Source organism: Lutispora thermophila DSM 19022, assembly GCF_900142105.1.
Lineage (GTDB): Bacteria > Bacillota > Clostridia > Lutisporales > Lutisporaceae > Lutispora > Lutispora thermophila.
This window is the reverse complement of sequence record NZ_FQZS01000040.1, coordinates 1-12,554: the sequence shown is the minus strand read 5'-3', so window position 1 is coordinate 12,554 and position 12,554 is coordinate 1. Positions and strand designations below refer to the sequence as shown.

General features: G+C 34.5%; 10 protein-coding genes and 2 pseudogenes. 6 read left to right on the top strand and 6 right to left on the bottom strand.

Going from position 1 to position 12,554, the window contains the following annotated elements:
* The coding region (locus tag BUB48_RS16740) for an integrase core domain-containing protein (RefSeq protein WP_139250030.1) at positions 1-306 on the top strand (306 nt) is incomplete at its 5' end.
* A gap of 695 nt (positions 307-1,001) precedes the next feature.
* Here BUB48_RS16740 and BUB48_RS16730 read toward each other — a convergent pair.
* Positions 1,002-1,250, bottom strand: a complete 249-nt coding sequence (locus BUB48_RS16730; protein ID WP_068555072.1) for a hypothetical protein — start codon at positions 1,248-1,250, stop codon at positions 1,002-1,004.
* Between the two features lie 606 nt (positions 1,251-1,856).
* On the opposite strand from BUB48_RS16730, the pseudogene BUB48_RS19260 reads away from it, so the two are divergent.
* Both BUB48_RS19260 and BUB48_RS16720 read left to right on the top strand, forming a co-directional pair.
* Positions 1,857-2,147, top strand: a pseudogene (locus BUB48_RS19260) (GNAT family N-acetyltransferase).
* A 396-nt stretch (positions 2,148-2,543) separates the two neighbouring features.
* On the top strand, positions 2,544-2,786 hold the full coding sequence (locus tag BUB48_RS16720; RefSeq protein ID WP_073027947.1) for a helix-turn-helix domain-containing protein: 243 nt from the start codon (positions 2,544-2,546) through the stop codon (positions 2,784-2,786).
* A gap of 185 nt (positions 2,787-2,971) precedes the next feature.
* On the opposite strand, the gene BUB48_RS16715 is transcribed toward BUB48_RS16720, so the two are convergent.
* Positions 2,972-3,559 carry an N-acetylmuramoyl-L-alanine amidase gene (locus BUB48_RS16715; RefSeq protein ID WP_175548458.1) on the bottom strand — a complete coding sequence of 196 codons (588 nt, stop codon included), beginning with the start codon at positions 3,557-3,559 and terminating at the stop codon, positions 2,972-2,974.
* Positions 3,560-3,783: 224 nt separating this feature from the next.
* Positions 3,784-4,566 (bottom strand): epoxyqueuosine reductase, encoded by a 783-nt coding sequence (locus tag BUB48_RS16710; protein ID WP_073027943.1) that lies wholly within the window; start codon positions 4,564-4,566, stop codon positions 3,784-3,786.
* A 232-nt stretch (positions 4,567-4,798) separates the two neighbouring features.
* On the opposite strand from BUB48_RS16710, the gene BUB48_RS16705 reads away from it, so the two are divergent.
* Positions 4,799-5,410, top strand: a complete 612-nt coding sequence (locus tag BUB48_RS16705) for a restriction endonuclease (protein WP_073027940.1) — start codon at positions 4,799-4,801, stop codon at positions 5,408-5,410.
* A gap of 186 nt (positions 5,411-5,596) precedes the next feature.
* On the opposite strand, the gene BUB48_RS16700 is transcribed toward BUB48_RS16705, so the two are convergent.
* The 3 genes from BUB48_RS16700 to BUB48_RS16690 all read right to left on the bottom strand — a co-directional run bounded on the left by BUB48_RS16700 (position 5,597) and on the right by BUB48_RS16690 (position 10,430).
* Complete coding sequence (locus BUB48_RS16700) at positions 5,597-6,610, bottom strand: nucleoid-associated protein (RefSeq protein WP_073027938.1); 1,014 nt, start codon at positions 6,608-6,610, stop codon at positions 5,597-5,599.
* 1,025 nt (positions 6,611-7,635) lie between these two features.
* Entirely contained in the window at positions 7,636-8,475 is an 840-nt protein-coding gene (locus tag BUB48_RS16695; RefSeq protein WP_073027935.1) for an SDR family NAD(P)-dependent oxidoreductase, read from the bottom strand.
* A gap of 14 nt (positions 8,476-8,489) precedes the next feature.
* Entirely contained in the window at positions 8,490-10,430 is a 1,941-nt protein-coding gene (locus BUB48_RS16690) for an NAD(P)/FAD-dependent oxidoreductase (protein WP_073027933.1), read from the bottom strand.
* A gap of 173 nt (positions 10,431-10,603) precedes the next feature.
* Here BUB48_RS16690 and BUB48_RS16685 point away from each other — a divergent pair, with 173 nt between their 5' ends.
* Positions 10,604-12,127, top strand: a complete 1,524-nt coding sequence (locus BUB48_RS16685) for a PucR family transcriptional regulator (RefSeq protein WP_073027931.1) — start codon at positions 10,604-10,606, stop codon at positions 12,125-12,127.
* A gap of 184 nt (positions 12,128-12,311) precedes the next feature.
* Positions 12,312-12,554 (top strand): annotated as a pseudogene (locus BUB48_RS16680) (IS982 family transposase); the annotation flags it as partial.

Sequence of the window (12,554 nt, the reverse complement as noted above, 5' to 3'; positions counted from 1 at the left end):
GTTATATTACATAGTGATTTAGGATCACAGTATACAAGCTCTAGATTCTCAGAATATATATCAGAAATTAAATTCATTCACTCATTCAGTTCTAAGGGAAATCCCTATGACAATGCCTGTATTGAGTCTTTTCATGCTGCCCTAAAAAAGGAAGAGGTTAACCTAGTAACCTACTACGATTTTAATGCTGCAAGACTGGCAATTTTTGAATACATAGAATCCTGGTACAACAGAAAGAGAATCCATGGTAGCATTGGGTATATTACCCCTCAGCAATGTGAGGATATGGCTAGAAAATCAGCATAGTAAATCCGAGTTTTTGTGTCTAAAATATTGACATAGGTCCAAACAGAAAGCATCTAGATAGTTGTACAAAGCTGTTTTCTGTTTGCTCTATATCTTTACTGATCCGAAAAAGTCATCTCAATAGCCATATTCCTAAGATAACAATACAAACAAAATTGTTAATGTTATTATATCACAATAATTACCAATTTTCTAATAATTCCGTGTTCCTTTGTGCTCTTTATCAAATGAATATATATATAAACGACACTAATTGCAAAATCATGTTCTACTCATCAATTACTATTGAATTTGACGTATTTTATTTAACAGAAAAATTGATTTACTAATGTATATAAAATGAGAGCGCCGGATAAAAAACCGACATTCCATCATAATTGCCCAGTCTCAAATTTGCATCACACTGCGTAACATAGACATGCCTAAACACTCTAATCCACGCACGCATTAAACATGTCTACACACTCCATATCCAGAACAACGGATACATCAATTTTATTTTTTAATACTTTATTCCTGAAATCATCGCCGTCTGTTGTGAAAGTAGTGAATTTCGCAAAGTGCTGAAAACTAAGGATTTCTACGTATCTTTCCTTTGCATTCCTATTACGCACTCCACGTGGCTTGATTTATATATGAAAAGAGAACATAAGCCGAAAAGCCATGTCCTCTTGTTCATTCGATTTTAATTACTTCTAAACCTGCACTTTTAACTTTTGCCGGTATTCAGCATAATGATCGCTTAGTATATACTCAATAACCCATACTTTAGGTATCATATAAGTATCACGAATATAAAAATGCTTTACATGGTTTCCTCTTAAAAGTTTTCGCGCTGTACTATCACCAATGCCGCCTAACATAGTCCTGAATTGTTCCAGGGTAACTACGTCAGGATATGGCTCAAAAATTCGTTTATAATATTCTTCATTTCTCACAGTCATCAACTCCTAAATTATTTGTCAGTGGTAGGAGTGACTGTTACAATATTAGTTTTTAATTAACATTTGTTGTAGTTATTATGTGGATGGTGAGTTATCTGATCATCCCCCCACATCCCTCCAATATCCCTCCAACGTCCAAAATTTGTTCCAAAATCAGTTTTTTGTATAAGCTTTGAAACGGTGGGATTTTCAGAGGTTAAAGTGCCGGAAAAGCCGATTTTACAAGGTTTCCGGCGGTCTGTAACTTCCGCTAAAGTGCATTACATTCCCGATGTTTCCGGTTATGCTGCAAAACTCAAAATCATGCGCCCTCAAAGCATGTCGGTTCGAGTCCGACCTCCGGCACCATTAATAAGCAAACACAACGGATTTATGTATAAAAAAAGACCGCTGACTCGGTCTTTTTTAGTTTATTTACATCACTTTAATGTTAAGGTCAATGTATATAAATATATATTCTTTATACTGCTCTAGCTTAATCAGGAATGGTGGATCAACTGTTTTTTAATATTAATCCTTATTATCAACCGTAATAAAATAGAGCAGCCTTTCGACTACCAATCTCATTCCGATAATCATTTATAATTTTATCCAAAATTTTATTGTATTATTGTTAACTTTCTTTTTAATAAAAGTATAATAATCAACAGTATAAAAGGCTTTACAATATGGTACACTGGAATGAAAGATACAGTCGAAATTGGGTATGCTTTTAATGGTAAGTTTTAAGGTAAAGGATATGCCACAGAAGCCTTAAGAGGTGTTGTGGAATATCTGTTCCATAATGTGAAAGTACATCGCATTCAGGCAAATATTGATGATAGAAATATTTCCTCTGCCAAACTTTGCAAAAGGAAAGGCATGCGTAAGGAAGCTCACTTTTTGAAAGACTATTGAAATAAAGGTGAGTGGACAAATAGCTTCGTTTATGGAATGTTGCTCAAAGACTTGTAAAATGTTCTTGGCAAAAATCCAACTTGTAGTGTAACTATTGCGCATAATTCATTATATTTATGACAAATTATACATAGAGTTATACACAAATTACATACAGGTTACATGTAAGCAAAGAGACACGCCTCTAATTATATGACTTGCCTCTTTTTTTGAAAAATATTTGAGTTTTTACACCCCAACATTTAATATAGGACCTTTACATTAATAAATCCTCTTCTTAACATTATACCGTTAGTATAATACACCTTTAAACTCGTATCAACGGTATTTCGTTAACTTCTTTTAAGATAAATTGCTAGACTTTGATTAATGTAATAACGTTTAAGAGGTGATAAAATGAATATATCTCAAGCCGTTATAAAACGCATCCTAGAATTGTGCAAAGAGCGCAATCTGACAATCAACGCTCTAAGTAACATTTCAGGCATCACCCAATCAACCGTAAATGATATTGTAAACGGTAAGACGTATAACACAGGAATTGCTACCATTAAAAAATTATGTGACGGACTCGGCATCAGCGTTCGTGAATTTTTTGACTGTGATTTGTTTTCAAATCTGGAACAGGGGATAAAATAGGCTGCATATTTGACAGAATGCCAATTAATATATGTTGCTCGATTCAGGAAATGCAAAAACTAACAGACAATTACATAGTTAACGTTGGAGTAATATAACTCCTAAATAAAAAGAAAGGGTAGTATTCATAGAGAATAATAACCCTTATCATCGGCATATAAACTATTTTATGTGTTTATGATGTTCTATTTATCCAATGCCATATTGGCCACATGCTCTCTCAAAGCTTTTAAAATTTCTTCAAATTGGAAATTTTGTCCAGGACAAAACGATTTCCTTATTGGATCTATCTGGTAGTGGCCTACGATATGTTCTCTATCCAAAGGTATATCAACCCCGTATATCCTTTTTACTTCATCTACAATGTATTTATGCAGCCATATAGTAGCTTCTAATTGAATATCCGTTAATTTTCCTTGACCTTGGTTTGAAAAGCCTTCATGCTCTATTGATATGGTATAATAGTTTGCATTAGTCTTCCTTGCTTTAACCTGTTCAAGGGTTGATATACTATAATGGTTGCTATTTTTGATATCAGTAGAAGTACCATTACACCATGCACTATCTGTAAGTTCCACTAACTGCATGACCCTTCCGTCTTTTGCCACAACAAAATGGGAAGATACCTGAGACTCAGGATTGCATAACCAACTTACAGAACTTTCAAAGTCACCTTCTGTAATATGACTTACTATCATATCAGGCTTCCAGCCATTCCTGCCATTATACTTGTTTGGAGACATTCTTCTCTCTATTTTAAATTTTTCATCCATAGTCTTCATTCGCCCCACTTTTAACCTTTTAAAATTCTCCTTCATCAGTTTTGTAAGTTTTCTTTCACTTTACTAAACACTAATAAGTCATACAAATCCTTAGTTTTGATGCGCAATATCATAGAAATATCCCTCTATTCGTTATTGAATAAATAGGCATTTCATAAATTGATAAGTTATATACTATATTATACATAAATAGTATAATTGTTATAATTACCTTACTAATTATCCAATTTCCTTGGAATTTCATAGGAACAAGGCAAATCACACATGCATTTTCCGCATGTATCTCCTAAACCGATGGGGTATTTCGGAACTATCTTGTCATAAATTTGCTCATTGCACTTTTTTCTATCATAAAGCACTTTGCCATTTTGAATCACAAAGGCATTATTTACACATTTTTCTATGCATTTTTTACATGTACCGTTATACTTATATAGGCAATACTCCTCATCTGTTCTTATTGTAGGTGTTAACTCAATATCCGTTATAACACTGCCAACCCTGCCGCAACATCCGCTTTTTGTAATTAACATGTTGTTGATTCCGAATTTTCCGATGCCTGAAATATATGCAACGCTTCTATGTGACCAATCGCTGATTAATTTTTCCTTATCATAATTGTATGTTGCCGGAAGTAATGATGCATTGTATCCTCTTGCAGTTAATTTATCATATAAAAACTTATTTAGGTCACTAATCAAATTATTTGTTTCTATATACGAGTAGTCCCATTCCCTTGAACTTTCTTCACCAAACACATTGCTTTCAACAATATTTTTAGAAAAAGGCAAAAAGAAAGTAATAACCGACTTAGCATTTGGAATAATGTCTGAAGGTATGGCATGATTAGGCGAAATTATCTCTTTTAACTTATAGAATAATATATCATTAGCATCAGCAAATCCAATGACAGGATCTCTCCAATCAGTTTCAGTATGCTTCAAATCTTTATAATTTTTAACATATTCATTTATTAAGTCTATAATCTCTTTATTCATGTTAACACCCTCTTTGTTAATATCTTTTTCAAGCTCATATTAGCATTTTGTTAATGAAACTGTAAACATCTTTTCTCTGTTTAGCCATATATTTCAGCAGATCATTATAATGATTCAAGCTCTTATTCTACTTTTTACTTAGTAATTTTCATTTTTTGCATTTTCACCTTTTAATTAATTTTTGACTATATATGCTATAACAAGACATACTATTTTCAAGGAGGATGATGAAATGGATAGTATTACTTATTTATTGTCAGCTTTTATAGCCATATTCTCAACCAGTAAAATAATTGAACTCTATTACAAGCATAAATCCTTAGCTATTGAAAAGGAAAAGCTGAGAATTGATAAATTAAAAGCTCATGCTCGTGCATTGAACATTATCGAAAAAGAAGAATTCTTAAAATTCAAAGGCAAAAAAATAGAAGATAAAGATGCTTTTGAAGTGTATTGCAGCAGGTTGTTATCTGCCATGGGTTTCGAAAATATAGAATTTGCTCCATTCGTCGCAGATGGCGGCAAAGATGTTATAGCGACAAAAAAAGGAGAAAAATATTATATTGAATGCAAGCTTTGGGACTGGGAATTAGAAAACCATCATGTCGAAAGGCCAGAGATTCAAAAACTAGTAGGAGCCATGTATCGAGACGGCATAAAAAAAGGCAAGCTTATAACCTCTGCATATTTTTCTAATGAAGCCTTAGAATATGCGTCTGGTTTGCCTAAAGAAATTGAAATTGAACTAATCAATGGAGATGACCTTATGCTTATATTAAGGAATCTCAGAAAAGAATGGATACCGATAATGATAGATGAAAATTTAACTCCTGCTCTACAATAGAGTTTTTTACATACATCAAAATATTTTACATTGCCCGCAAAATAAATATTATGGGCAATGTAAAATATTTAAAAGAAGTAAGAGCACCTTCAAACTTATTTATCTTAAACAGCAAAACACATATAGTTCATATTAATCTGTTTGAAGTTGCTTTACTCCACATAACTTCGGAAGCCTCTCTCAGTGCTATTTACCTTCAATTTTGCCTATATTTTTTATCAATATGGATATAGTTCCATCTGGATTATTGATAAACTCCAATTTTTCTCTATCTTCGTATTGTTCAAGAGGTATGTTTATTTCAATGCCTGTATCAGTCTTGATAATCTGGCGTTCAAGCTTTTTAAAGCTGTTTCTGTTTTGCAACTGGATTTCTCTTTTATCTATCCCTTTTTTCATTATCCTTTCTTTGAACTCATTTTTAGCATCCAAATTATTTTCAAAAACTTCATCAATGACTTTTACTACATCTACAGTCCCATCTGCTTCATAATTATCATAGAGAGTTTTCTTAAATCTCATTTTTTTCTCTACATCATCGTTATAATGCTTCTTATTTATCTGTTCTGCCGTCTTGGTTACAATGTCCAGCTTTGCCTTTGGAGACAGCTCTGGCTGACATTCAAGAAAATACTGAGACAAATAATATTCCTTCTTGTCATTTATCAGATATTTTTTCTCAATGAGTTTGACAGAAAAGTCGTCCAGCTTGATTATTATAACCTCATCTAAAGTTTGGGATTCGGATGGAAGGATGGTATGATTCTTTATTATGGTATTTTTCACGCCTTCCTCTGTATTTTCAACATAATGTATAAAACAACTCTTATAATTCATCTTCAGCATTGAAAAATATGATTCTCCTTCACAGTTAAATGTTGCAAACACAACATCTCCAGATGGAATATCAACATTTTGCTTCATAAATTGGAATAACTTTGTGGATAAATTTTGTGTTACAGCAACAAAGTCATTATCCTCCACATACATCTTAAGCTGATTGAGACAATAATTTTCTTCTCCTTCCAATATGGTGTTTTTGCAGTTATCGCTGGTCATGGTCTTATATATATGGTTTTTAATAAAATCCCTGATTTCTCCGTTGAGTCCCAGCAAAGTATTAGATAAAATCGGAATATCCATGTTTGTATCTAAAATATGTATTATGGCATTTGTAACTCTTATGCTATTTTCATCCATTGAGTTTACCCCTTATCTTTATAAATATTTTTATTACTTTTATCATGCAACCTCAATAATAAATTCATATATTATATTCTAAACCTTGGTTTGATAATGTCAACTTAAACTTTCTGGCACTTGTCCCTCAGCATTATCAAATTCTATTCAATTTATTGCTAATGATATGAGCAACTACCTATATAATGATAAATTAAAGCCTGCATCCTTTCAGGCTCTTATCTGAAAGTTGGGGACCAACTCACATGAGTATATCCATGTTTCTATTCTGTCGAAGGCTTCTTATAACTTTTCAACATCTATAATCATGCCTGCTGTTTTTGTCCTTGAAATAAAGGCATCTCAAGTTCGGCGACATTTCATTCTTCCTGTAGTTTAACTCCTTCAATGGTTCATAGATAGCCTTCTTCCACAATGATAGCTTGTTGTGATCTGCACCTTTTAACCCATCAGATTGTCACTTATCAGTCTAAAAAACATGCATTACTATTCATATAATAGGTGTAGGATTTCATCCACCTTCTTATGGTCAATATAACATTAATACAATATATATGAAACATAATGTTCATCATCTATCTTTCTCAATGAATATTCAACTTCATTGCATCTTGGTTTTGCATATTTGCAACGAGATGCAAACCTTGACCTATGAAGCACAAGGAAGAAATAATCAGAATAACAGATCCCATTGCAAAGGTAGTTGTGCAATTATTAGACCTATGGCATTAGTGATGATGTGCTTGAATATTATCCTGGTATCGCTGGTGCTGCAAGCCTTTGTAACTTCAATAAATTACTGGCCTTTTACCGGATATAGGAGTTGCTCCACCAAAATATTATTATGAGCTTGTAATAATATAGAAAATACAGTTTGACAGGAGTTATTTCAATGAGCTATCCGTTTCATGCTCAATAATCAAAATCCAATGATAAAATAAGGTCTGCACCGAATCAGATTCTTATCTGAAGGATGCAGACCATTACTTTTTTAGCCTATATGATGTCAACTTTTAATATGTGCCTTATGCAGGATTCTTTCCATTCACCATATTCATCAACCTTTGGCTTGCAGGATATATTGATTCAGGATGGGTGAATATATAGAATTTATTATCTTCTAGTGCAGTAAATACTGTCATACCAACAGAATCAATTGGTATTCCTCCCAGCACTGAGCGTTTGCTGCGTATAAATCCTGCTTTGAACTCCTGACTCTGATAGTATGGATCATCCATAGAGGCATATCTCTCAGGACGATATTTATCACTTTCATATATCTTTGTCTGAATAAAGGCAGGACATAATGCGTGAATTTGAATATTATTTATCCCCCTTGCTTTTAATCCGAGATAAGTGCTTTCTGCCAACGCTACATCTGCGGCTTTTGTACTGTGATACATAACTGCATTAGGAGATACCATAATACCTGCCGTAGAAGCTACATTTATGACAGCCGCTTCTGTTCCCTGTTCAATCATCTTTGGTATAAATATCCGCATACCATATGCATGACTTAACAGATTAACTTCAGTTATCCAGTTGATATCCTGAACAGGAATCTCCCATATTGGTCCAGAGACTGCCACACCTGCATTGTTAACCAGAATATCAACTTGTCCATAAGTTCTCATGGTCAAATCATAAAGTGCTTGTACATTCTTTAGTTGAGATATATCAGCGCACTGAGACACCACTTCTCCTCCCATGGCCCTAATATCCTCTAAAGTTTTTTCCAAACCGTTCGCATCAATGTCGTTAATTACTACCTTCATCCCATGAAGTACAGCTTCTTTTGCAATAGCTTCACCTATACCGCTTCCCGCTCCGGTAACAACAATAACTTTGTCTTTGAAATCCTTCACCGCTATTCCCTCCTTTAAAATACGAATGCCTTATCGTTTGCTTCTTTAATGGCATCACCTATCAAACCTGGCTTGCAGGCATCTCCTACAGACGTAACCTTATCGAAGGCCTCTTCAAATTCATCTACGATTTCTTTTCTGGCCTTTACTCCAATGGCTAATACAACAGTATCTGCTTTTCTGCTTGTCTCAAAAGCAGTAGTTGTTACTCTCATAACTATTTCTTCTTCTTTTATAGAATCCAAACTGTGACCGGTAACAATTTCAACGCCTGCTTCATTAAGTCTCTTTAACAATAAAGCACGGACACTTGGATAAAGGGATGCACCTACTTCATTCATCATTTCTATTACAGCGACTTTATTATCTTTGGCCAATACTTCTGCCGTCTCCAGCCCTGTTACACCGCCCCCTATTATTGCTATGTTCCTATCTTTTAATACAATTTTTCCTGATAATACGTCCTCGGCAGTATGAACATTAGGTCTGTCCATGCCTGGCAGATTCGGAATTATTGGTTTCCCTCCTACTGCTAAAATTACTCCATAGGGATTCAACTTCTTTATTGTCTCAATAGTGGCTTCTGTTTTCAAGCGAACTTCCACATCAAGGGCTTTTAGTTGTGCTGCCATAGTTTCTATAAGTTCAGTTATTAGTTTCTTATATGGTGGTTTGTCAGCAATATTTAAAGTTCCACCTAAAGATGCTTCCTTCTCAAATAGTACGACTTTATAGCCCCTCTTTGCCAATACATAGGCTGCTTGCATTCCTCCGGGACCTCCGCCTATAACAGCTACAGCTCGCCCATTGCCATTCCTTATCAGCTTGTCATCCCCCAAGAATTCTTCCCTGCCGATTAACGGATTTACAGTGCATTCAATTGGACGACCGGCATTTGCAATCTTAAAGCAGTTCATACAACCGATACACTTGCGCAGTTGGTCTTCTTTCCCATATTTCGCTTTATTTCCCCATTCAGGATCGGCTAAATGACCACGACCTATTCCCACAAAATCGCATACTCTTTCTTCTAAAAGCGCTTCAGCTACTTCTGGATGCTTTATATTATTGACCGCAATCACAGGTATTTTTACGTTTGCTTTTATGGTCTTTGCCAAATCCTTTTTCCAACCCTCAGGCATGCAAGCAGGTTCTATAATTGTATAGCCTGATTCATAAGTACCACAACTTACATTTATAGCATCTATGCCTATGCTCTCCAGATATCTGGCTATTTTAACAGTATCCTTCAGAGTTAAGCCTCCTTCTATAAATTCATCTGCGCTTATACGAACTGATATGGGAAATTTAGGGCCGCAAGCAAAACGAATACCCTGTATAATTTCTGTAACAAAACGCATCCTGTTGAAAAAGTCTCCTCCATATTTATCAGTACGCTTATTTGTGTAAGGACTGATAAATTGATTCACAAGATAGCCATGTGCCGCATGAATTTCTACTCCATCTATACCGGCAGTTTTTGCTATAACTGCACCTTTCACAAATTTTTTCACCATTGCTTCACATTCAGCCGTAGTCAATTCACGAGGCACTTCTCCTATAACTTTGCAGGCTATAGGACTTGGTGCTACAATTTGCTTGCCGTCAAGCAATCGCCCATAAGTCTCTCTGCCCGGATGATGAAGCTGTACAAATACTTTGGCATCATGGCGATGAATTGCATCTGCCAATCTTACCAACCTTTGGATGTGTCTTCCGCTGGTCACACTAAGCTGATTGCTCATACCAACACCGGTTTCATCATCAATGCGAGTAATTTCTGTTATGATTAAACCGCATCCACCTTTTGCCCTCTCCTCATAATACCTGATGATCTCATCCGAGGCTTCTCCAGTTGATGATGCAAAGCCTGTACCCATGGCAGGCATTACAATTCTGTTTTTCAACTGAAGATTGCCTATCTGCCCTTTTGAAAACAGCTTTTCGTACTTCATAAAACACACCTTCCTCTAAAATTAGATTAATGTTTAATGCGTCATATTGTTGAGTTTTAGCATATTGCTTGCTTACATTTTAACAATCTTATAAGGATGTAAATAGGGTGATGTTGAACGAAAAAGCTTGCAGTCTTTGTGCACATTGCATAAAATGTAGCTGAGGTGGTAATATGAAATACTCAGATATGATAGATTTGATAAAAAATAAGTATACCTTAAATTGCATTAACATTAAACAGAAATCAGAATTTGTTGACATAGCTTTATTGGATAATGATACATACTCATATAAAGACGATACTTTATATATTGGTCATTTGGCACAACTAAACAGGGAAATTAATCCTCCTCTTTCACTTTTATATTTTGATGATGGCTCCTCAGACTATGTTAAATCTTTATTTAATTCTGCCAAAATAGAAAAATATGATTTTGCTTCAGTTTTCAACTTTATCAAGCAAGAATTGATAAAATCATTAAAAGCAGAGCATACTTATTCGAAGATGCTTAAAATGATTTTAGACGGAAAAAGTCTTTCAAGTATTTTGTGCGAAACATCAAAGGCTTGTGGCAATCCAATTGCTGTTCTCGATATAAGCGGTAAAATTCTCGCCTATTCTACCCCTTTTGATGTTCCGGACCCTCTTTGGATACAAAGCATAGAAAGAGGTTATTGTCCTTTCGAGTTTATGGAACATATAAAAGAATTAAGATTAAAAAAAACATCCCCTAAGACCTCAGAGGCTTTTATAAGCATATGCTCTCAAAACCAGATGGTTTATCTATGCAGCAAGATTCTTTCCCAAGATTGCTTATTAGGATATGTATTTATGTTTCAATGTCATTCACCAATCGATTCTCAAAGTAAAGAACTGCTTCCATTGATAAGCAAAGCTGCCGGTGAAATGATTCTTCGCAACCATGATAATATATGTCTCCGCTCTTATCTTTATGAAAGCATTCTTTCAGATATGCTGAAAGGAATTGAACCAGAGCATGCAAATGCACGAATCCAAGCCAGCGATCTTTCATTTCCTGAGAGAATGAAGGTTCTTGTCGTCAGACCTTCATATTACCACGGTCATAATTACGTAAAAGGAGAATTGATGAATAAGCTACAAAACATTTTCCCCAAAGCCCCTTCCATATATTATCAGAAAGAAATGATCCTAATAGTCCCTTTAGATGAGGATGATAAAATAAACTACTCAGCTATGAAAGAATTAAAATTGTTATGCGAAAACGACCATCTCCAAGTGGGAATAAGCAATGCTTTTACACAACCAAGCTTATTTGCCAATTATTACAATCAAGCTGATGAAGCTATACGTTTTGCACAACTTCTGGGAAGCGAAAATAATATACACCATTATACAGAATATAGTTTTTATTCCATGCTCAGCACAATTCCCCTTGAGTTTAGATTAGGCAGGTTTTGCCATCCTGCGTTGGCTATGCTTCGCAGATATGACCATGAAAAGGGGACAGAACTTTATAATACACTTAAAGTACTGACAGAAACAGGTTTTAATATGAAGAAAACAGCTGACACACTATATCTCCATAGGAACACCCTAAACTATAGAAAACAGAAAATAGAAGATATATGCGGTATAGATTTTGATGACTCCAATTTGCTCTTTCAATTGATGTATTCTTTCAAGATTGATCACTATCTTGAAAAGCAATTGTAACACTTAGAGCGTTTTAAAAATGTTCTTCAAACAATCATTTTTTTGATTTTACTTATAATTCTACATAGATATTAAATTAACTTGTTGTGCTAGCTTTGAATTACCAAAAATCTACGAATGAAAAACTCCAACATATTATGTAACCTATCATTAATAACCACAAAAATGATAGGGGGTCACATATATGCTGGAGTCTGATAGAAACTATTCTATCAAAGAAATTGGAGATTTAAAAGACTTTATAACTGTCGCTTATGTCATAATTGACGACATTTACCAAGAAGTAACTCCAACACATATTAAAAAACGTTGCAATATCAATACTTCTAAGATGAGTGATAGTGAAATAATTACCTTAAGCATTGTTGCTGAATTACTAACCATTGATTCAGAAAATGCCTGGCTTGGTTTCTGTAAGAAGAATATG

Bases quoted from the DNA above. Each gene is read 5' to 3' on its own strand.
- BUB48_RS16690 (WP_073027933.1), bottom strand. From the start codon at position 10,430: ATGAAGTACGAAAAGCTGTTTTCAAAAGGGCAGATAGGCAATCTTCAG.
- BUB48_RS16710 (WP_073027943.1), bottom strand. From the start codon at position 4,566: ATGAATAAAGAGATTATAGACTTAATAAATGAATATGTTAAAAATTAT.
- BUB48_RS16720 (WP_073027947.1), top strand. From the start codon at position 2,544: ATGAATATATCTCAAGCCGTTATAAAACGCATCCTAGAATTGTGCAAA.
- BUB48_RS16715 (WP_175548458.1), bottom strand. From the start codon at position 3,559: ATGGATGAAAAATTTAAAATAGAGAGAAGAATGTCTCCAAACAAGTAT.
- BUB48_RS16705 (WP_073027940.1), top strand. From the start codon at position 4,799: ATGGATAGTATTACTTATTTATTGTCAGCTTTTATAGCCATATTCTCA.
- BUB48_RS16730 (WP_068555072.1), bottom strand. From the start codon at position 1,250: ATGACTGTGAGAAATGAAGAATATTATAAACGAATTTTTGAGCCATAT.
- BUB48_RS16685 (WP_073027931.1), top strand. From the start codon at position 10,604: ATGAAATACTCAGATATGATAGATTTGATAAAAAATAAGTATACCTTA.
- BUB48_RS16700 (WP_073027938.1), bottom strand. From the start codon at position 6,610: ATGGATGAAAATAGCATAAGAGTTACAAATGCCATAATACATATTTTA.